This window comes from Fodinicola acaciae (assembly GCF_010993745.1).
Taxonomy (GTDB): Bacteria; Actinomycetota; Actinomycetes; order Mycobacteriales; family HKI-0501; genus Fodinicola; species Fodinicola acaciae.
Genome location: NZ_WOTN01000001.1, coordinates 1,555,656 through 1,574,447, shown reverse-complemented (window position 1 = coordinate 1,574,447; position 18,792 = coordinate 1,555,656). Strand labels below are relative to the sequence as shown.

The window sequence follows — 18,792 nt, the reverse complement described above, 5'->3', positions numbered from 1 at the left end:
GGCGGCCCGCCGCGGTTGGACGACGAGCGCGTCGACGTCGTGCTGCGCCGCCTGCAGCTGATGATCACCCGCAAGCTCGACGGCCTGCTGCAAGGTGACTACCTCGGCCTGTTGCCAGGGCCGGGCAGCGAAAACGGCGAGTCGCGCGAATACCGGCCCGGCGACGACGTACGCCGGATGGACTGGCCGGTGACCGCGCGTACGACCGTGCCGCACGTCCGCCAGACCATCGCCGACCGCGAGCTGGAGACCTGGCTCTGCGTCGACCTGTCCGCGAGCCTGGACTTCGGCACGGCGCGGTGCGAAAAGCGTGACCTGGCGATCGCCGGCGCCGCGGCGATCGCGCACCTGACCGTACGCGGCGGCAACCGGCTCGGCGCGGTCGTCGTCAACGGCGAGGGGTCGATCCGGCTGCCGGCCCGGCCCGGCCGGCTGGCCGCGCAGGGGATGCTGCACCGCATCGCCGAGACACCGCGCGCCAAGCCGGGCCAGCCGACCGACCTGGCCGGCGCCATCGACATGCTCAACCGGCCGCCGCGGCGGCGCGGCCAGGCGGCGGTGATCAGCGACTTCCTCACGCCTGATGTGGTCGACCCGGCCACCGAGCCCGCCTGGGAACGGCCGCTGCGCAAGCTCGCCGTACGCCACAACGTGCTGGCCGTCGAGGTGGTCGACCCGCGTGAGCTGGAGCTGCCGGATGTCGGCGTGCTGACCGTTGTCGACACCGAGACGGGGAACACTCACGAGGTGCACACCGGCGACAAGAGATTTCGGGAGACGTACGCTGAAGCGGCGCGTACGCAGCGCGCGGCCATCGCCGCCGCGGTGCGCCGGGCCGGGGCCGCGCACCTGCGGCTGCGCACCGACTCCGACTGGCTGGTCGACATCGTTCGCTTCGTCGCCGCGCAGCGCCGCGGCCAGACCCGTGGAATGACCCGATGATCCGTTTCCTCAGCCCGTGGTGGCTCCTCCTGGTCCTGCTGGTGGTGGCCCTCGCCGGCGCGTACGTGCTGGTGCAGCTGCGCCGCAAGACGTACGCGGTGCGGTTCAGCAACGTCGGCCTGTTGTCCCGGCTGGCGCCGCGTGGTCCCGGCTGGCGGCGGCACCTCGCCGCGACCGCGTTCCTGCTGTGCCTGCTGGTGCTGGCGACGGCGATGGCCAAGCCGTCGGCGGACGTACGCGTGCCGCTCGAACGCGCGACGATCGTCCTGGCGCTGGACGTGTCGCTGTCCATGCAGGCCACCGATGTCACGCCAAACCGGATCGAGGCGTCCAAGGCGGCCGCGAAGCTGTTCGTCAACCAGCTGCCGGACACGTACAACATCGGCCTGGTGTCCTTTGCCAAGAGCGCGTCGGTGAAGGTGTCGCCGACCAAGGACCATAACCAGATCATCGCCGGCATCGACGCGCTCCAGCTGCAGGAGTCGACCGCCATCGGCGAGGCGATCTTCACGTCGCTGGACGCGATCGCGAGCGTACCGGCGGACGGCGCGTCCGGTCCGCCGCCGGCACGGATCGTGCTGCTGTCCGACGGCTACACCACCTTCGGCCGGCCGAACGACCTCGCCGCGGCCGCCGCGAAGAAGGCCAAGGTGCCGGTGTCGACGATCGCTTTCGGCACACAGGAAGGCACCGTCGAGCTGTCCGGCCGGCAGGTCCCCGTACCGGTCGACCGCGACGCGTTGCACAAGCTCGCCACCGACACCAGCGGCCAGTACTACGACGCGGTCACCTCCGAGGGCTTGAAGAAGGTCTACAACGACCTCGGCAGCTCGATCGGCTATCGGACCGAGTCGCGCGAGATCACGCAGTGGTTCGCCGGCCTCGCGCTGCTGTTCGGCTTCGCCGGCGCGGTGCTCAGCCTCATCTGGACCCAGCGCCTGCCGTAGAGGCTTGGTCGCATGGCCACCATGCGTGCGCTGGACGCACGCATGGTGGCCATGCGTGCACTAGCGCCGATCCACAACAGCGGGGTGCCAGGTTTGTAAATCCCCTGACCACGGGCGTACGCGCCGGCCGGATAGCCTGAAGCCTCCAGCAGCGCGTACGAGTGGAGGCATCTTGAGCCGGACGGTCCTTGTCACCGGAGGCAATCGGGGGATCGGACTGGCGATCGCGCAGGCGTTCGCCGACCAGGGCCACCAGGTCGCCGTGACGCATCGCGGCAGCGGTGCCCCGGACGGGCTGCTCGGCGTCCAGTGCGACGTGACCGACGCGGCGTCGGTCGACCGCGCCTTCACCGAGGTGGAGGAGAAGTTCGGTCCGGTCGAGGTGCTGGTGTCCAACGCCGGCATCACCGACGACACGCTGCTGTTGCGGATGAGCGAGGAGTCCTTCGCCAAGGTCCTCGACGCCAACCTGACGGGCGCATACCGGGTCGCCAAGCGCGCGACCGCCAAGATGCTGCGCAAGCGCTGGGGCCGGCTGCTGTTCGTCGGCTCCGTGGTCGGCCTGTCCGGCGGCCCTGGCCAGGCCAACTACGCCGCGTCCAAGGCCGGTCTGGTCGGTCTGGCGCGCTCGCTCGCGCGTGAGCTGGGCAGCCGCAGCATCACCGCCAACGTGGTGGCGCCCGGCTTCATCGAGACCGACATGACCGCGGTGCTCGGCGAGGACCGCAAGAAGGACATCCTCGGCCAGATCCCGCTCGGCCGGATGGCCGCGCCGGCAGAGGTGGCCAAGGTGGTCACCTGGCTGGCCTCAGACGATGCCGGGTATGTGACCGGTGCGGTGATCCCGGTCGACGGCGGCCTGGGCATGGGTCACTGATCTTTCCCTCGTACGAAAGGATTTTTGCCCGTGAGCGGGTTGCTGGACGGTAAGCGTGTGCTGGTCACCGGCGTACTCACCGAGGCGTCGATCGCCTTCGCCGCGGCGCGGATCGCGCAGGAGCAGGGTGCCCAGGTGGTGCTCTCCAGCTTCGGCCGCGCGCTGTCGATCACGAAGCGGATCGCCAAGCGGCTGCCGTTCGAGCCGCCGGTGATCGAGCTCGACGTCACCAACGAGGAGCACTACGCGTCGCTGGAGGAGCGGCTCCGCGAGCACGTCGACGGTCTCGACGGCATCGTCCACTCGATCGCCTTCGCGCCGCAGAACGCCCTCGGCGACGGCTTCGTCGACGTGCCGTGGTCGGATGTCGGTCCGGCCGTACAGATCTCCGCCTGGTCGTACGCGGCCGTCACCCGCGCCTGCCTGCCGCTGTTCGGCGCGCGCGCCTCGGTCGTCGGCCTGGACTTCGACGCGACGAAGGCGTGGCCGGTGTACGGCTGGATGGGTGTCTCGAAGGCAGCGCTGGAGTCGACGAACCGTTACTTGGCCCGCGACCTCGGTCCGCAGGGCGTACGCGTCAACCTGGTCGCCGCCGGACCGCTGCGGACGATGGCGATGAAGTCGATCCCCGGCTCGGAGAAGTTCGAGGCGCTGTGGGAGACCGGCGCGCCGCTGGGGTGGAGCCTGACCGACACCGAGCCGGCCGGCAAGGCGATCGTGGCGCTGCTGTCGGACTGGTTTCCGGCCACCACCGGCGAGATCGTGCACGTCGACGGCGGTTTCCACGCGGTCGGCGCCGAGCCGCCGAAGGCCTGAGCCCGGTTGGTCGCATGGCCACCATGCGTGCGCTGGACTTGAGTTCCAACCTGTTTGGCTCTGGCGGTCTTTGGGGGCTGTGTCTGTTTTGCCGTTCTTGAGTGGGGCGCGTCGGGCATTGGGTGATCCTGGTGGGCGGCTCGGTCGGGGTCGGGTGGTTTTGGTGCGCTGGCGGGGAGAGTGTTTTTCGGCCGGAGGTAGCCAAACGCGCGTTGGACCCGGGCGGGGGTGAGTTGCTTGGGTTGGTCTGGTCAGGCGCACACGTAAGGAGTGCACCCCCGGACATTGAGCTCGGCCCGGCCAGCAGTCACAACGGCATTACTCGCCTCGGCAGTCACACCCACCACAGGGGCTGACGGTCACGCAGGCGTGAAAGCCGTGTTTCGTGCATCTAGCGCCAGTAACTCGACATTCACGCCTCCGGTAAACCTCACAAGGCAGACATTTAGCGTTACGCTCAGCTGTGGATCCCATGTAGTGGACCTTTTCGCCATCTACCGGGACCACGACACCTTCCGCGCCGGTCCAGTGGCGCGGAACCACTCACCAACCCAGAGGTTAAAACTCAAGCTGGACGCACGCATGGTGGCCATGCGGACGTACGACCGGTTTCTACTGCGTGTAAAACTTGACCTGTGACTGAGTCGTACGACGCGTTGCTCCTGCTGTCCTTCGGCGGCCCGGAAGGACCGGACGACGTGATGCCGTTCCTGCGCAACGTCGTACGCGGCCGCGGCGTGCCGGACGAGCGGCTGGCCGAGGTCGCAGAGCACTACCGCCACTTCGGTGGCGTCTCGCCGATCAACGAGCAAAATCGCCAGCTGCTAGCCGCCATCAAGGCCGACTTCGCGGCCAACGGTGTCGACCTGCCGGTCTACTGGGGCAACCGCAACTGGCATCCGATGCTGACCGACACGCTGCGCCAGATGTACGCGGACGGCGTACGCAAGGCGCTCGTCTTCATCACCTCGGCCTACTGCTCCTACTCCAGTTGCCAGCAATATCACGAAGACCTCGCCAAGGCGCACGTCGATGGCCTGGAAACCGTTGTGCTGCGCCGATTCTTCAACCACCCCGGTTTCATCGAGCCGCACGTCGACGCGGTGCGCGGCGCGTACGCCTCGCTGCTGCCGAAGCGGCGCGACGACGCGCGGCTGGTGTTCACCGCGCACAGCATCCCGACGCGGATGGACGAGCAGGCCGGCCCGACCGGTCACCTCTACTCGCGCGAGCTGCGCGAGGCGGCCCGGCTGGTCGCGGAGCAGGCCGCGCCAAACGCGCAATGGGATCTGGTCTGGCAGAGCCGCAGCGGACCGCCGCAGGTGCCGTGGCTCGAGCCGGACATCAACGACCATCTGGAGGCGATCGCCGCCGACGGCGTCACCGATGTGGTGATCAGCCCGATCGGTTTCGTGTCCGACCACCTGGAAGTGTTGTGGGACCTGGACAACGAGGCGCGTGAGACGGCCTACAAACTCGGCCTCGGCTTCGCGCGGGCGGCCACGCCGGGCACCGACCGGCGGTTCGTCGCGATGGTCCGCGAGCTGGTGTTGGAGCGTACGGCCGGCGCCGAGCCGCGCGCGCTCGGCGACTTCGCCGCGCCGCAGGCGTGCACGGACCTCTGCGCCGACCTGGTCAGCCGATAGGCGAGTTGTACGCCGCGAGCCGCGCCTGCCGTGCCGCGGCCGCCAGCGGTCGCAACGCGTCCGTACGCCGGTTGGCTTCCAACACGGTCGACGCTCCGCCGTCGTCCGTACCAGCCAGCTCGACGATGCCGGCCACCAACTCCGCTCGGTGCAGCACGCGCTCCGCGCGCGGCGAATAGCCAGGCGGCAGTTCGTGCGAGCGACCGGCGCGACGCAGGTCCATCAGCGCGTCCGCGATCTCCGGCCGCCAGCGTGCCACGTCGAGGTCGACCAGCAGGTCGGTGGTCTGCCGCAGCGCGTCGGCCAGTTGCATCTCGGCCTCGCCGACGGTGCACGGGTCGTCGACGATCGGCGGCCGCAGCGGGTCGAAAGGGATCGGATGGCAACGCCACATGACCGTCTCCCACACATCGCCGGAACCGGACTCACGCGAGGTAACCTCAGGCACCAGGCCAAAATCCGGACACCGTACGGCCTCGCCGGCGGCCAGCCCGGCACGCGCCAGCGACGTGCCGGCCGGCAGGCCGCGCGGATCGCCCGGCACCGGCAGCGCCAGCCGGATGCTGTCCGGCGAGATCCGCGACAGCTCCTTCAGGGCGTACGGCAGCGGCACCGTGTGCACCGCGCCAGGCAGGTCGGCGACCTCATGTTCACCGTCGTCGCCGAGCACGGCGGACACCACGTCGTCGTATGGCACCAGACCGGTGCGCCACGACCGCAACCACGCCACCAGGCGGCCGGACCGAAGACTCACCCAACCAGCGTAAGAGATCGCGGCGCGTCGATGCCGGCCAGCCGACCACAAATGGCTAGCGTCTTTTCCGTGCGGAGCATGGATTACGGACCGGACATAATGGCCAACGACCCGCGGCGTAAGCGGGTCGCGACGGTGCCGGCGGAGCTGGACATCGTGGTGGAGGAAGCCGGCTCCGGCTTCTGTGGCGCAGTGGTGGCCTGCCACGCCGACCGGGTGGTGCTGGAGGACCGGCACGGCAAGCAGCGGACGTTTCCCTTGCTGCCAGCGGGTTTTCTGCTGGACGGAAAGCTGGTCACGCTGACCCGGCCGGCGCCGAGCCAGGCCGCGCCGAAGCCGCGGCGTACGGCCTCCGGTTCGGTCGCGGTAGCCAATGCACCGGCCCGAGTGGCGCGCGCCGGCCGGATCTATGTCGAAGGCATCCACGATGCCCAGCTGGTCGAACAGATCTGGGGTGACGACCTGCGGGTCGAAGGCGTCGTCGTGGAGCCGCTGCACGGCGTCGACGATCTGCCTGGTGTGGTCGCGGACTTCCGCCCGGGTCCGGGCCGGCGCCTCGGCGTGCTGGTCGACCATCTGGTCGCCGGCAGCAAGGAAAGCCGCATCGTGGCGTCGGTGACCAACCCATACGTGCTGGTGACCGGCCATCCGTACGTGGACATCTGGCAGGCGGTGAAGCCGGCGGCGGTCGGCATCCGCGCATGGCCGCGGGTGCCGCGCGGACAGGACTGGAAGCAAGGCGTCTGCGCCGCTCTCGGCGTCTCGGACGTGCACGAGATGTGGCGGCGCGTACGGTCGGCCGTACGCGATTTCAACGATCTGGAGTGGGAACTGCTCGGCGCAGTCGAGCGGTTGGTTGACTTCGTACTGACTGACGCGTAGGCGACGGGTTCGTGAGCATCGCATGGAAGCGGCGAGCAGAGCGGTTCCGGAGTCGAGCCATGACTCCGGAATAGGTCGTCCGAATCGTCCGATATGTTGAAGCGGCACGAGCGTCGCGGTGGGATGATGAATCATGGCCTGGTTGATCTGGCTTCTGATAGCCGCCGGATTGGCACTGGTCGAGATCTTCTCGCTCGACCTGGTGTTCGTCATGCTCGCGGCCGGCGCGTTGGCGGCCGCCGGTGGCGCGGCGGTCGGTGCCAACCTGCCGATCCAGCTGGCGCTGTTCGTGGCGGTGGCGGGGCTGGCGCTGTTCCTGGTACGGCCGGTCGCGAAGCGCCATCTCGTGCAGGGCCCCGACCTGAAACACGGCGTCGAGGCGCTGGTCGGCGAGACGGCGAAGGTGTTGGAGCGGGTCGGTCCGGACTCCGGGCTGATCAAGCTGCAGGGTGAGGAGTGGACCGCGCGTCCCTTCGACGCCACGCAGGAAATCGAATCGGGGGAGACCGTGCACGTCTTGAAGATCCAAGGCGCGACGGCACTGGTGTGGAAGGAACCGTAAATGGAAATCCTCGGGGTCCTCATTCTTTTCTTGGTCGGCGCCGTCGGCCTCATCTTCGTGGTGGCGCTGGTACGGTCGGTGCGGATCATCCCGCAGGCCCGGGCCGCGGTGGTGGAGCGGTTGGGTCGCTACACACGCACGTTGCAGCCGGGCCTGGCGATCGTGGTGCCGTTCATCGACCGCGTACGTCCGCTGGTCGACCTGCGCGAGCAGGTGGTGCCGTTTCCACCGCAGCCGGTGATCACCGAGGACAACCTGCTGGTGAACATCGACACGGTGATCTATTTCCAGATCACCGACGTGCGGAGCGTGACGTACGAGATCGCCAACTTCATCCAGGCGATCGAGCAGTTGACGGTCACCACCCTGCGTAACGTGGTCGGCTCGATGAACCTGGAAGAGGTGCTGACCAGCCGCGACCACATCAACGGCCAGCTGCGCGGAGTACTGGACGAGACGACCGGCCGGTGGGGGATCAGGGTTAGCCGGGTCGAGCTGAAGGCGGTCGAGCCGCCGCCGTCGATCCGCGACTCGATGGAGAAGCAGATGCGCGCCGAGCGTGACCGGCGTGCCGCGATCCTCACCGCCGAGGGTGTGAAGCAGTCGAAGATCCTTGCCGCGCAAGGCGAAAAGGAGGCGGCGATCCTGCGCGCGCAGGGTGATCGCGAGTCGCGCATCCTGCAGGCACAGGGTCAGGCGCAGGCCATCGAGACCGTCTTCAACGCGATTCACCAGGGCCGTCCCGACCCGGAGCTGCTCGCGTACCAGTATCTGCAGACCCTCCCGCAGATCGCGCAGGGCGACGCCAACAAGGTGTGGATCGTGCCGTCCGAGCTCGGCAAAGCCCTGGAAGGCCTGGGAAACGCGGTCGGCAAGATCGGCGAGCGGGTCGCGTCGCCGCCTCCACCGCCAGCGCCGACGCCGGCGCTGACCAAGGAGGACGACGCGTACGCGGAGCGGCCGGAGGTCGTGGCGGCTGAGAAGGCGGCGGAGGAGGCGACCGCGGAGGTCGGTGGCTCGGCGAACGGCCAGGTGACCCGACCGGTCGACAGTTGATCGTCGAGCTGACCGACCCGGACGACCCACGGCTGGCCGACTATCGCTGCCTGACCGATGTGGACCTGCGGACGGCTTTCGAGCCACCGCACGGACTTTTCATCGCCGAAGGTGAGTTGGTGCTGCGCCGCGCCGTGCGCGCCGGTTATCGGCTGCGGTCGGTTCTGGTCGACAGCAAGCGTACGGACGCGGTCGCCGACATCGCCGCGCAGACCGGCGCACCGGTGTACGCGGCCAGCCAGCAGGTTTTGCAGGCGACGACCGGATTTCACGTGCACCGGGGCCTGCTGGCCTCGGTGCACCGGCGTCCGCTGCCGGTCGTCGCCGACCTGCTCGCGGCGGCGAAGCGGCTCGCCGTGCTCGAAGATGTCAACAACCACACCAATGTCGGCGCGATCTTCCGGTGTGCCGCCGGGTTGGGGATCGACGGCGTGCTGCTGTCGCCATCCTGCGCCGACCCGCTCTATCGGCGCAGCGTACGCGTCAGCATGGGTGAGGTTTTCGCCATTCCGTACGCGCGGCTGGACGACTGGCCGGCCGGCTTGAAGGTCGTACGCGACGCGGGTTTTCGCGTGCTGGCACTGACTCCGGCCGCTGACGCTGTCGATCTGGACGGGCTGGCTGCCGACGACCGCGCCAAGCCGGCGCTCGTACTCGGCGCCGAAGGTCCCGGCCTGACCGCCGGAGCGGTCGCGGCCGCCGACAGGGCGGTGAAAATCCCGATGAGTGGCGGCGTCGACTCGCTCAACGTCGCGGCCGCGGCGGCCGTCGCCTTCTGGGAGATCAGCCGCCGCTGACTCCCCAGCTGCCGGTCCAGCGGTCACCTGGCGCAAGGACGACCAGGCCGTCACCGGAGTTGAAGGCGTTGGCGGCGCAGCTCATCGGCTCGATGGCGACCGCCGCCGGATGGTCTGGCAGCGCGTCCGGCGTGAAGACCTGGATCCAGTCGAAGGCCTCGTCCATCCAGATCGTGCCACCACCACCGGGATATTCGACGCTGGCGACGGCTCGACCGTCGGCTCCGCGCTCCGGCGCCGCGTACGAGAGATCGAGACCGACCTCGGTCAGCGGCCGGCCGGCGCGCAGGTCATCTGCCGTGCCGTCGACCGGCTTCGTGCCGGTCGGGATTTTGTTGTCGTCGACCAGAACTCGCAGCGTCGCCGGCACGCGCACGGTCACCTCGGCGCGGTCGGCGCCGTTGATCGCCAGATACGGATGGATGCCGATGCCGAACGGCGCGGCGGTGTCACCGACGTTGACGGCCTCGTGCGTGGCCTGCAGGCCGTCGTCGTCAAGCGTCCACGTCGTCCGTACGTCCAACTGGAACGGATAGCCGCTCTGCGGCGGCACGGCCCACCCCAGCGTGACCGAGTTTTGGCTCTGTGTCACGACATTCCATCGGGTCCACCGGCCGAGGCCATGGTTGGCGTTGCCGAGCGCCGGCTCGCTGATCGCCGCCTGGTGCGTGACACCGTCGAAGGTGTACGTGCCGCCGGCCAGCCGGTTGGGCCACGGCACGAGCACCGCGCCGGCCGCGCGCGGACACACGACATCGGTGCCGTAGCCGGCGAGGATGTCGCGACCGGCGACGGCATACGTGCGTACGCCACCGCCGACCTCGACGATCGTCGCCTCCGCGTCACCACGGCGCAGGACGAACTGCTTTCCGGAAAGGGCCTCGGTCACACGGTGAGGATAATCTTGCCGGTCGTCTTGCGTCCTTCCAGGTCGTTGTGCGCCTGCACCACGTCAGCGAGGTCATAGCGGTGGCCGATGCGTACGGTCAGCGAGCCGTCGGCGATCCAGCCGAACACCTCGTCCGTACGGGACACCAGCTCGTCGCGGTCGCTCGCGTAGTGCACCAGTGTCGGCCTGGTCAGGAAAAGGCTGCCGCCGCTGTTGAGCCGCTGCGGGTCGACCGGCGGCACTTGGCCGCTCGCGCCGCCGTAGAGCACCATGTAGCCGCGCGGCCGCAGCGCGGCGAGGCTCTGGTCGAAGGTCGTCTTGCCGACGCCGTCATAGACCACGTGCGCACCCTTGCCGCCGGTGAGTTTCTTGATCTTGTCGGCGAAATCGTCGTACGTCGTCACCTCGTCGGCGCCTGCGCTGCGCGCCAGCTCGGCTTTCTCCGGCGTGGAGGTGGTGGCGAGCACGTTGCCGCCGCGCTTCTTCACGATCTCGGTGAGCAGCAGGCCGACGCCACCGGCGCCGGCGTGCACGACGGCCCAGTCGCCTTCCTTGACCGGATACGTCGAGACGGCAAGGTAATGCGCGGTGAGACCCTGCAGCATCACGGCCGCGGCGAGCTCCGGCGAGACGCCGTCCGGCACCGGCACGGCCTCGCTGTCGGACACCGCCACGTACTCAGCATAGCTGCCTGGCGCGGCCTTCCAGGCGACCTGCTCTCCGACCGCGATGTCGGTCACGCCGACACCGACCTCGACGACCTCGCCGGCGCCTTCCAGGCCGAGCGTGAACGGCGTGGGGATCGGATAGACCCCGGAGCGCTGGTAGGTGTCGATGTAGTTGACGCCAGCCGCCGCGTTGCGCACCAGCACCTGGTTGGCGGCGATCGCCGGCTGGTCGATGTCCACCACCTTCAGCACGTCGGCTCCGCCGGGTTCGGTCACCTGGATCGCGCGCATTCGCAGTCCTCTCTGGTCGGTCCTGTCTGCTCATCCTGTCTGCTCAGCCGAACAGTACGACCACCGGATCTGTTCCGCGCGCCGGCTAACCGAACACCTCCGGACCCGGCGTCAGCAGCCGGTCGGGATCGACTGTTTCCTTCAACGCCAACAAATGTGGCCAGCGCTCGCCGTAGTGCCGCAGCCAGTCAGCCGGATCGAAATCGACGGACTCGATCGGATAGCGCCGGCCGCCTGACGCGTACGCTTTCTCATAGAGGCGGCGGTTGCGCTTGACCATTTCCTTGCCGAAGGCGACATCTCCTGGCGTGCCGGAGGTCATCAGCGTGAACAGATAGACCCAGTCGCTGCCGTCCTCGTCGGCGAGCCGCAGCGACGGCCTGGTGAGCTTCGAGCGGCGGTGCACGTACATCAGCACGAATCCGGCGTCGCCGACATCACGCGGTTGTAGAGACGGCACCACATCGCGGACGTATGCCTCGATCGTCGACTCGGACAGCCACAATGTCACCCACGGCTTGATCCGGTGGTCCCAGTCGAGGACGCGGCGCAGCTCGTCGACCGCCGCGTCGATCCGCGTGACGTGCGGCAGATAGTCGTCGTCGGTGATAACGGCCTTGTCGGGCGACTGCGTCAGACCACGCAGAATGTGCGCGTCGTCGGGTGGGTTTTCCTTGTCATAGAACGTAAACGCATTCAAGTGTACGGTCCCGCCGTGCTCGCCGGGACGCCACCAGTCGCCGTAGATCTCGCTGATCTCACCGCGCCTGATCAGTGTCCGCACGTCCTGGAAAAACGCCGTCTGGTCGGTGTAAGTGAGCTCGTGACCGCGCACTTTGGCCGGAGCCCTGACAAGTCGTACGGTCGCGCGCGTGATGATGCCAAACTGGCCGATGCCGCCGAGCACGGCCTCGAAAAGGTCGCGGCGGTGCGTGGCCGAGCAGCGCACCAGCTCGCCGGTGCCGGTGACGACCTCCAGATCGAGCACGTTGTCGACCTGCGCGCCGGTCTGGATGGCCGGCGGAACGCCGCCGAGCGACAGCGTGCCGCCCATGGTGAGGCCGAGGTAGCCGGTCAGCGCCGGCGGCGTCAGGCCACGCTCATGCGCCGCTTTGGTCAGTTCCAGCCAGGTCGTGCCGGCGCCGACGACCGCGCGGTCGGCCTGGATCGACTCGATGCCGGCCAGGGACCGGTTTTCGATCAGCAGGCCGCTGACCAGACCCTGCCCATTGGTGGTGTTGGCCAGCCCGCGAGCCGCGACCGGGATCCGGTGACGCCGGCAGAACCGGATCATCTTCTGGATGTCGGCCACCGAACCCGGCCGCAGCACGGCAGGTGGCAGCCGGGTCAGATAGCGGCCGGCATCCTGCGCGTCCGCGCGGCGGGTCGGCTCGTCCAGGTGCAGCGTGCCCTCCAGTGGCGGCACGCGATCGGCGTCGCCGTCACTGGCCCATGCGCGAGTGACCGGATCGAACCCGGCCACCAACGTGCCGATTCCTAGCGCCGCCAGGACATTTCGTCGCGTCTCCATGCGGCGACACTAGCGATGATCGGCGCAGCAGGGTGTCGGATTCGGGACCTCGAACGGTGCGATCCGGCCGCCGGCGGCGGGCGTGCAGACCAGCGTCAGTACGCCGTCCATCCACAGTGGACGGACGAAATCGCGCGTGTCCACCAAAGTTTCCGGTGTCGCCGGCGCGCCGCCGATGACACGCACCTGGTCGATCGCGCTCTTCTCCAGCAGGTCGGCGACCGTCAGCGTGCCGGTCAGCGCCTCCACGCCAGGGAAACGTACGGCCCGGCCGCCATCGACCGGCTCGTCCGCGATCGTGACGGCGACATGTGGTGCGTCGCCGCGGACCAGGTGCGTACAGGCGATCTCGCCGGGCACCGGCGGCCGGTCGGCCAGCCAGTGCTCGGCGTCGGCGACCGTACGGTGGCCGAGATCGTGGCGCTCGACCGTCATCGCGCCGGCAGGACCCAGATCGGGTTGGTGTAGAACCACAGGTCGTTCCACGGATCGGCGTCACCGACCACGTCCATCGCCGGACCGGCCGGGTCGATCGCGGCGCCGTGAAAGCCCGGTGCGCCGCGCTTGCCGTCGGTTCCTCGCAGGCGTACGTAAAAGCCGTCGTCGAGCCGGCCGAGGTCGTAGGTGAAGGTCGCCTGGCCGGTGGTTTTGCCGATCTGGAACGACTTCGCCACCGCGGTCTTCGGCGCAGCGAACGTGTCGCGGTCGGCCACCGGGCCGGTCACCGCGCCGCGAATCACGTCGACTCGGGCGAGTTTTGGCACGAACTGGGCCCAGTTTGGCCGGTCGGCGAGGTCGATGGTCACGGCGAGCTGCACGGACGAGCCGCGTCGCAGCACCAACGTGTCGCCGAGGGTGACCCAGCGGCCGCCAGAGCGTACGCGCACGTCGATGCCGCCGAGCAGTCCACCGTGGTCGACCCAGACCCGGCCGGCGCGCAGTCCGGCCATCACCGCCGCGTACGAGAAACCGGTCGCGCCGACGTGCGTACGACTGTAGTAACCGGGCCAGAAATCGCTGTTGGTGCTGCCAACCTTGCCGGCGTAGACCGGATCGTTGTAATGGCCGTTGGTGGGGAAGTCGCTGCCCGGGCCACGATCACTGGTGTCGTTGTAGACCCAGTGCGAGTCCGAGTTGGCGGTGATCCACCACGGCTTGCCTTCGGCCAGCAGGCTGTCCCACAGGCCGCCGACGGTCGCGGTCAGCCAGTCGAAGCCACCCCAGGTGCGATAGCTTTCCAAGGGATAGCCGGGAAAAGAGTCGGCCGACGGCGAGTTGTCGTAGGCGCCGCGGCCGCTGCCGGGACCGTACGGCTTGGGGATGCCGGAGGCCTGGTGACCCGGTGCTCCTTCGAAGCCGACCGCGATGTGCGGCTGCGCGTCGCGCCAGCCGCGGATCTCGTGCGGCGAGTCGATGCCCTTGCGGGCCGGATGGTTGGCCAGGAACAGCGCGTCCTGCACGCGGCGCTTTTTCACCGCGCTGGCCAGGAAGTTGACGCCGCTGATGGCCAGCGCCTCGTTGGCCGGCGTGGACGAGCCGGCGTTCTTCACCGACCCGTCGAAGGAGTTTTCGAACTCCTTGAGCACCGAGACCTCGTTACGGCCCGGATGCACGAAGACCGTGCCGTGCTCGGCGGCCGGGATGTTCCACTCCAGGCCTTGGAAAACCAGCGTGTCCGACACCTTGGCGCGAGCCGCCACAATGTCCGGGTTGACTTTCTCCACGCCGATTTTCGCGTGCTGGACGCTGCCGTGATCGGTGATCACCATCCAGTCCAGGCCGAAGGCGTTGGCGTGCTGGACGTGGTCGATCACCCGATAGACGGCGTCGTTGCTGTATTGCGTGTGGATGTGGTGGTCGCCGGCCAGCCACCGGAAGCCGCCGTGCTGCGAGTGTCCGGACCAGTCGCTGGCCGCGGCGGCGACCGGCACGCCGAAGGTGCCGGCGGCCGCCGCGCCAGCGCCGAGCAGGCCGGCGTTGCGAAGAAACCCGCGCCGCGACAGGTCGCCGGGCGCCAGCTCCTCGTCCGGCACGCTGCTGTCCAGTGCCGGTGGCAGGTCGACCGGCTCGGTGGCGTGGTCGTGATGGTGGTGGCCATGGGTCATGTCGTGCGCTCCGTCTCGCCGCGGTGTCCGGCTCAATCTCGGCGAGCCAGGTGAACGGCCGGCGGACGCACGTCGAAGATTGCCTAAAACATGCAGGTCGGCGCATGTTTGATGGGGAAATGTCGGATCGGTTCAGGGTTTCCAGAGCAGGTGTACGTCGCCGAACTCATGCCACCGATAGCCGGCCGCGATGGCCTCCTCGTACGACTCGGACAGCAGCCGCGGACCGCTGATCGCGGCCAGCATCTGCAGGTGCGAGGCCTCCGGTTCGTGCCAGCCGGTCAGGATGCCGTCCACAGTGGACACTCCGGACGCCGGAGTGACGACGTGCTCGGTCCAGCCGGTTTTGGCCGCCAGCCGACCATCGGTGACGGCCGACTCCAGGGCGCGTACGACCGTCGTGCCGATCGCGAGCACGCGGTGGCCGGAGGCATGTGCGGTGTCGATGGCGTCCACAGTGGACCTCGGCACACTGAACCACTCCGCGTACGGCGGCTCGCCCGACTCCTGCGATGAGACACCGCAGTGCAGCACGACCGTGGCGATCTGCACGCCGATCGCGCGCAGGTGCCGCAGCATCCCCGCGGTGATCGGCCGGCCGGCCGACGGCATTTCGACACTGCCAGGCGTGTCGCCGTGTTCGGTGCGGTAGGCCGAAATCGGCCAGCGCGCGGACACGTAGTCATAGCGGATCGGCTCGCCGTGCTCGGTGAGCCAGCGCAGCAGCGGCGCCGGTGTGCGTACGGTCGCCGCATAAAGCCTTTGTTGGCCTGATGGATACGGCCGATCGACGGCGATTTCGGCAACACCGCCGCGAAGCCGGATGGTGGCCGCCGTACGATCCACTGTGGACTGACGGCTGCCGACCGGCAACGGCGTACGGATTTCCACGATCCACTGCGATTCCGTCGCGGCCAACGCGGTGGCGGGGGACAGGCCGGTGGACGGCAACGGCGTGGACAGGTGCACCTCGACGCGCTCGCCGGCTTCGGTCACACCGGTGACCGCGGCAGGAATCGTGTCGGAGGTGTTGAGGACGACAACATCGCCGGCCGCCAGCTCATGGTGCAGGTCGCGTGCTTTGCGGTGGCGCAACGGTTTTCCGGGTTCGGCGACCAGCATGCGCACCGCGTCGCGGCGCAGGCCGCGAAACTCGGCCGGTGCGGTGGCCAGCGGAATGTCCGAAGTGGACAGTCGAATGGCCGCGGTCATCGCAGCTCACCTCCGGCATACCGGCCGGACGGCAGTGAGCCGGTCAGCAGGGGCTCAAGGCGCATGGCGGCCACGGCTGGATCGAGCAGATCGGCCGGGTCGGTCTCCGGGTCGGCGGCCGCGTGCATCTCGGTGTTCATGTCACCGGGATCGACCGCGTAGACCCGAATCTCCGGCTCCTCAGCGGCCAGGACACGGGCCAACTGGTCGGCGGCCGCCTTGCTGGCGCCGTAAAGTCCCCAGCCTTCATAGCCGGTCGTCGCGGCATCGCTGCTGATGAACACCACGGTTCCGTTGGCAGCGCGTAATTCCGGCAGCAGCAGCTGTACGAGCGCCAGCGCGGCGACGGTGTTTGTCTCCAGTACGCCACGAAAAGCGTCGAGATCCGCGGCCGCCAGCGGTGGCAGCGGTGTCGGCCCGAGTGCCGAGGCGTTGAGTACGAGCAGGTCGAGCCGTCCCTTGGTGGCGGCGACGATTTCCTTGCGGTGACGGGGATCGGTGATGTCGCCGACGACCGAGACGGTGTCCGTACGGTCGATCAGCCTGGCGGTCGCGGCGTCCAGCTCGGCCGGCGTACGCGCGTCGAGGACGAGCCGGGTGCCGCGCCGCGCGAGCCGGTCGGCGATGGCATATCCGAGGCCCTTGGACGCTCCGGTGATCAGTGCTGTTCGAGAAGATGTTTCGGTCATGAGGCCAGACTCGCGCGGCGACATGCGCGCGGCATCGGACGCTGGCCGCCGACCACCGAGACCTTGGTCCTAGGACCAACGGCCCGCGCAAATAGGTCGCGGCGTGTGTGATGGCGTGTCGTTGAGGGGTGCGGGCGCGGGTTTGTTGTCCATGAAGTTGTCGACGCTTCGTGATCATGGAGAACCCCGTGCTACGACCTGCTCGGCGACAACGATCCGCAACCGTCGTGACGAGTGGATCGACCCGCGGGTGTGGGCGTAGTCCAGGCCGACCCCTGGATCGGGGCTTTGTCGCCGGGGTGCGACGAACTGGTCCCACAACGGATCAGTCATTCATGATGACAGGGCGCGAACGGGCCGCATGATCACGAAGCGTCAACAGCTTCATGATCGGCAGACTCGTGCTTCACGCTTCCTCAACGACAGACCGCGACCATACGCTGACCTATTTGCGCGGGCTCTTAGCTTGTTGTTTAACCTCTGGTGGTCCTGTGGTCGGCCCCAGTTGATCATGGAAGCAGCCCCTTAGTTGATCATGCTTCTTGTCAAGGAAAGAAGATCAGCTAAGGGCTGTGTGATTAGTGTGCATGATGGGGATCGGCGGCTGGCATGGGGGCGGCTGGCATCGGAGCCGTTATCGGAACAGTTGGGGGTGTTCCGTCGGGAGTTCTATCGGTGTTTGCCGCGGCGTGCGGATGTGTTGTTCGAGTTGACCGATGCGGTGCTGTGTGTTGATGGGCCGGTTCGGTCGTTGGTGGAGTTGTCGCTGGCTGCTGAGCATCGGCGTGGTCATGGTGGGTTGTATGGTGGGTTGTATGACGGGGTGAACGCGGGCCGGATCGCGGTCGCCCGGTTCCAGAATCCTGTTGCCTGCCAGTCGATTCCGCGTTGTGAGGACGGTCGGGGGCGGTTCACGGATCGTGTTGGCCGTGGATGTCAGCAACTGGTTGCGGCCGGATGCGGTGACCAGCGCGGATCGGTTGTTCTGTCTTACCTATGCGCGGGGTCGGGGTCAGGCGCAGATGATCCCGGGGTGGCCCTACTCGTTCATGGAGGCGTTGGAGAGCGGACGCAGCAGCTGGTGCGCGGTCCCGGACGCCCTGCGGTTAGGGCCGGATGACGACCTGACTGAGGTGACCGCCGCGCAGTTGCGGGAGGTCGTGCGACGGCTCATCGAGGTCGGTCAGTGGCGTCCGGGTGACCCGCCGATCTGGATCGTTGGTGACAGTGGCAATGACGGCGCCCGGCACCACCTCGCGAGCCCGGGCAGAACGGTCGACCGGCCCGCCACGGAGCCGTATTCAGCTTCAAGGACCCGGCGACCTGGCCGGAACCCGATCACACCACCAGCACGCTGACCAGCAGATACGGCCATGCCGACGCGCGGTCGGTGGTGTCGCGGGGCCGGGCGAAGGCGGACATGAACGCGTTCAGCTGGATCGCGGTTTCCTGGTCGATGCTGCCGGCGATCACCACTCGCCCGTCCAGGCGTTCGGTGATTTGCAGCCGCCGGTCCGGCTCGGCCAACCGATCCTGGTCGTCCTCGGGTGGTGGGGTTTCCTGCTCGACCCGGTCGGCGATGACTTTCCCGAGCTCTTTGACGTCCTCGGGGTGGCCCGACCGGGCCAGGGTGGCTAGTGAGGCTTCGATGCCGTCGCGGTCGGGCCAGTCCGGCGGCACGGTCGACATCGCGGCGATGATTCCCGTACGTGGCTGGGATTGACTGCGCCGTCGGCTAACGCGGCGGCGGTGGCCGGCAGCTCGGTTTCGGTGAAGCAGGACCCGCCGGCGGGCTGGCGGCTGGTCATCCGGGCGACTTTCACCAGTGCCCGGCAGTCGGCCAACGACAGCCGGGTCAGCTGTTTCACCAACTGCGCCACCCGCCGCACCGGGAACCCGTCCGCGGCGGCGATGCCACGGTTTTCCAACGCGGCCACCGCGGCGACCAGCTCCGCGTACGAGCGCAGATGCGCCTGGCACGCCTGCCGCACAACGCCTTCACCTGATCGTCACCCAACGCGCGGACCTGCTCGATCGCGGTGTCCACGCTCGTACTCATGTACGACATTCTATCATTAGCGAACGCTGATCCCAAACTGTCTGACTCATCTGTTTTCCATCTTTTGCA

Annotated in this window: 20 protein-coding genes and 1 pseudogene; 11 read left to right on the top strand and 10 right to left on the bottom strand. The window is 68.3% G+C overall.

The window, feature by feature from the left end:
• The first annotated feature begins 60 nt into the window (after nt 1-60).
• The 5 genes from GNX95_RS07400 to GNX95_RS07380 all read left to right on the top strand — a co-directional run bounded on the left by GNX95_RS07400 (nt 61) and on the right by GNX95_RS07380 (nt 5,228).
• The gene (locus tag GNX95_RS07400) at nt 61-942 is read left to right on the top strand and encodes a DUF58 domain-containing protein (protein WP_163507908.1); all 882 of its coding nucleotides are present in this window, start codon (nt 61-63) and stop codon (nt 940-942) included.
• On the top strand, nt 939-1,889 hold the full coding sequence (locus GNX95_RS07395) for a VWA domain-containing protein (protein ID WP_163506368.1): 951 nt from the start codon (nt 939-941) through the stop codon (nt 1,887-1,889). The genes GNX95_RS07400 and GNX95_RS07395 overlap by 4 nt, the downstream gene beginning before the upstream one ends.
• 169 nt (nt 1,890-2,058) lie before the next feature.
• Nucleotides 2,059-2,766 carry a 3-oxoacyl-ACP reductase FabG gene (gene fabG, locus GNX95_RS07390; RefSeq protein WP_425483893.1) on the top strand — a complete coding sequence of 236 codons (708 nt, stop codon included), beginning with the start codon at nt 2,059-2,061 and terminating at the stop codon, nt 2,764-2,766.
• 30 nt (nt 2,767-2,796) lie between these two features.
• Nucleotides 2,797-3,582, top strand: a complete 786-nt coding sequence (gene fabI / locus GNX95_RS07385; RefSeq protein ID WP_163506366.1) for an enoyl-ACP reductase FabI — start codon at nt 2,797-2,799, stop codon at nt 3,580-3,582.
• Between the two features lie 635 nt (nt 3,583-4,217).
• On the top strand, nt 4,218-5,228 hold the full coding sequence (locus GNX95_RS07380; protein ID WP_163506365.1) for a ferrochelatase: 1,011 nt from the start codon (nt 4,218-4,220) through the stop codon (nt 5,226-5,228).
• On the opposite strand, the gene GNX95_RS07375 is transcribed toward GNX95_RS07380, so the two are convergent.
• Complete coding sequence (locus tag GNX95_RS07375) at nt 5,218-5,982, bottom strand: hypothetical protein (protein ID WP_222853448.1); 765 nt, start codon at nt 5,980-5,982, stop codon at nt 5,218-5,220. The genes GNX95_RS07380 and GNX95_RS07375 overlap by 11 nt on opposite strands.
• 78 nt (nt 5,983-6,060) lie before the next feature.
• Here GNX95_RS07375 and GNX95_RS07370 point away from each other — a divergent pair, with 78 nt between their 5' ends.
• The 4 genes from GNX95_RS07370 to GNX95_RS07355 all read left to right on the top strand — a co-directional run bounded on the left by GNX95_RS07370 (nt 6,061) and on the right by GNX95_RS07355 (nt 9,279).
• Complete coding sequence (locus tag GNX95_RS07370) at nt 6,061-6,864, top strand: DUF3097 domain-containing protein (protein ID WP_163507906.1); 804 nt, start codon at nt 6,061-6,063, stop codon at nt 6,862-6,864.
• Nucleotides 6,865-7,006: 142 nt separating this feature from the next.
• A complete protein-coding gene (locus tag GNX95_RS07365; protein ID WP_222853447.1) occupies nt 7,007-7,426 on the top strand; it encodes an NfeD family protein in 420 nt (139 codons plus the stop codon).
• On the top strand, nt 7,427-8,482 hold the full coding sequence (locus GNX95_RS07360; protein ID WP_163506364.1) for an SPFH domain-containing protein: 1,056 nt from the start codon (nt 7,427-7,429) through the stop codon (nt 8,480-8,482). It begins immediately after the preceding gene.
• Complete coding sequence (locus GNX95_RS07355; RefSeq protein WP_163506363.1) at nt 8,479-9,279, top strand: TrmH family RNA methyltransferase; 801 nt, start codon at nt 8,479-8,481, stop codon at nt 9,277-9,279. The genes GNX95_RS07360 and GNX95_RS07355 overlap by 4 nt, the downstream gene beginning before the upstream one ends.
• On the opposite strand, the gene GNX95_RS07350 is transcribed toward GNX95_RS07355, so the two are convergent.
• From GNX95_RS07350 to GNX95_RS07320, 7 genes are all read right to left on the bottom strand, one after another.
• Nucleotides 9,266-10,168, bottom strand: a complete 903-nt coding sequence (locus GNX95_RS07350; protein WP_163506362.1) for an aldose 1-epimerase family protein — start codon at nt 10,166-10,168, stop codon at nt 9,266-9,268. The genes GNX95_RS07355 and GNX95_RS07350 overlap by 14 nt on opposite strands.
• A complete protein-coding gene (locus GNX95_RS07345) occupies nt 10,165-11,127 on the bottom strand; it encodes a quinone oxidoreductase family protein (RefSeq protein WP_163506361.1) in 963 nt (320 codons plus the stop codon). Before GNX95_RS07345 ends, GNX95_RS07350 begins: the two co-directional genes overlap by 4 nt.
• A gap of 85 nt (nt 11,128-11,212) precedes the next feature.
• Nucleotides 11,213-12,658, bottom strand: coding sequence for an FAD-binding protein (locus GNX95_RS07340; protein ID WP_163506360.1), 1,446 nt, complete (start codon nt 12,656-12,658; stop codon nt 11,213-11,215).
• Between the two features lie 9 nt (nt 12,659-12,667).
• Nucleotides 12,668-13,093 (bottom strand): hypothetical protein, encoded by a 426-nt coding sequence (locus GNX95_RS07335; RefSeq protein WP_163506359.1) that lies wholly within the window; start codon nt 13,091-13,093, stop codon nt 12,668-12,670.
• A complete protein-coding gene (locus GNX95_RS07330; RefSeq protein WP_163506358.1) occupies nt 13,090-14,763 on the bottom strand; it encodes a PHP domain-containing protein in 1,674 nt (557 codons plus the stop codon). Before GNX95_RS07330 ends, GNX95_RS07335 begins: the two co-directional genes overlap by 4 nt.
• A 132-nt stretch (nt 14,764-14,895) precedes the next feature.
• On the bottom strand, nt 14,896-15,975 hold the full coding sequence (locus tag GNX95_RS07325; protein WP_163506357.1) for an S-adenosylmethionine:tRNA ribosyltransferase-isomerase: 1,080 nt from the start codon (nt 15,973-15,975) through the stop codon (nt 14,896-14,898).
• The gene (locus GNX95_RS07320; protein ID WP_163506356.1) at nt 15,972-16,664 is read right to left on the bottom strand and encodes an SDR family oxidoreductase; all 693 of its coding nucleotides are present in this window, start codon (nt 16,662-16,664) and stop codon (nt 15,972-15,974) included. Before GNX95_RS07320 ends, GNX95_RS07325 begins: the two co-directional genes overlap by 4 nt.
• Before the next feature lie 535 nt (nt 16,665-17,199).
• Between GNX95_RS07320 and GNX95_RS43030 the strand changes: the two are divergent.
• Together GNX95_RS43030 and GNX95_RS07315 are read left to right on the top strand one after the other, a co-directional pair.
• Nucleotides 17,200-17,556 (top strand): annotated as a pseudogene (locus tag GNX95_RS43030) (transposase); the annotation flags it as partial.
• Nucleotides 17,555-18,022: a transposase gene (locus GNX95_RS07315; protein ID WP_343034779.1), complete on the top strand. Its 468-nt coding sequence runs from the start codon at nt 17,555-17,557 to the stop codon at nt 18,020-18,022. The pseudogene GNX95_RS43030 and the gene GNX95_RS07315, both read left to right, overlap by 2 nt.
• Here the strand turns inward: GNX95_RS07315 and GNX95_RS43775 are convergent.
• Nucleotides 18,003-18,353 carry a 13E12 repeat family protein gene (locus GNX95_RS43775; protein ID WP_163506355.1) on the bottom strand — a complete coding sequence of 117 codons (351 nt, stop codon included), beginning with the start codon at nt 18,351-18,353 and terminating at the stop codon, nt 18,003-18,005. The genes GNX95_RS07315 and GNX95_RS43775 overlap by 20 nt on opposite strands.
• Nucleotides 18,299-18,655, bottom strand: a complete 357-nt coding sequence (locus GNX95_RS43770; RefSeq protein WP_163506354.1) for a DUF222 domain-containing protein — start codon at nt 18,653-18,655, stop codon at nt 18,299-18,301. Before GNX95_RS43770 ends, GNX95_RS43775 begins: the two co-directional genes overlap by 55 nt.
• Between the last annotated feature and the right edge of the window lie 137 nt (nt 18,656-18,792).

Bases quoted from the DNA above. Each gene is read 5' to 3' on its own strand.
- GNX95_RS07400 (WP_163507908.1), top strand. From the start codon at position 61: ATGATCACCCGCAAGCTCGACGGCCTGCTGCAAGGTGACTACCTCGGC.
- GNX95_RS07395 (WP_163506368.1), top strand. From the start codon at position 939: ATGATCCGTTTCCTCAGCCCGTGGTGGCTCCTCCTGGTCCTGCTGGTG.
- GNX95_RS07370 (WP_163507906.1), top strand. From the start codon at position 6,061: ATGGATTACGGACCGGACATAATGGCCAACGACCCGCGGCGTAAGCGG.
- GNX95_RS07360 (WP_163506364.1), top strand. From the start codon at position 7,427: ATGGAAATCCTCGGGGTCCTCATTCTTTTCTTGGTCGGCGCCGTCGGC.
- GNX95_RS07345 (WP_163506361.1), bottom strand. From the start codon at position 11,127: ATGCGCGCGATCCAGGTGACCGAACCCGGCGGAGCCGACGTGCTGAAG.
- GNX95_RS07340 (WP_163506360.1), bottom strand. From the start codon at position 12,658: ATGGAGACGCGACGAAATGTCCTGGCGGCGCTAGGAATCGGCACGTTG.
- GNX95_RS07335 (WP_163506359.1), bottom strand. From the start codon at position 13,093: ATGACGGTCGAGCGCCACGATCTCGGCCACCGTACGGTCGCCGACGCC.
- GNX95_RS07330 (WP_163506358.1), bottom strand. From the start codon at position 14,763: ATGACCCATGGCCACCACCATCACGACCACGCCACCGAGCCGGTCGAC.
- GNX95_RS07325 (WP_163506357.1), bottom strand. From the start codon at position 15,975: ATGACCGCGGCCATTCGACTGTCCACTTCGGACATTCCGCTGGCCACC.
- GNX95_RS07320 (WP_163506356.1), bottom strand. From the start codon at position 16,664: ATGACCGAAACATCTTCTCGAACAGCACTGATCACCGGAGCGTCCAAG.
- GNX95_RS43775 (WP_163506355.1), bottom strand. From the start codon at position 18,353: ATGTCGACCGTGCCGCCGGACTGGCCCGACCGCGACGGCATCGAAGCC.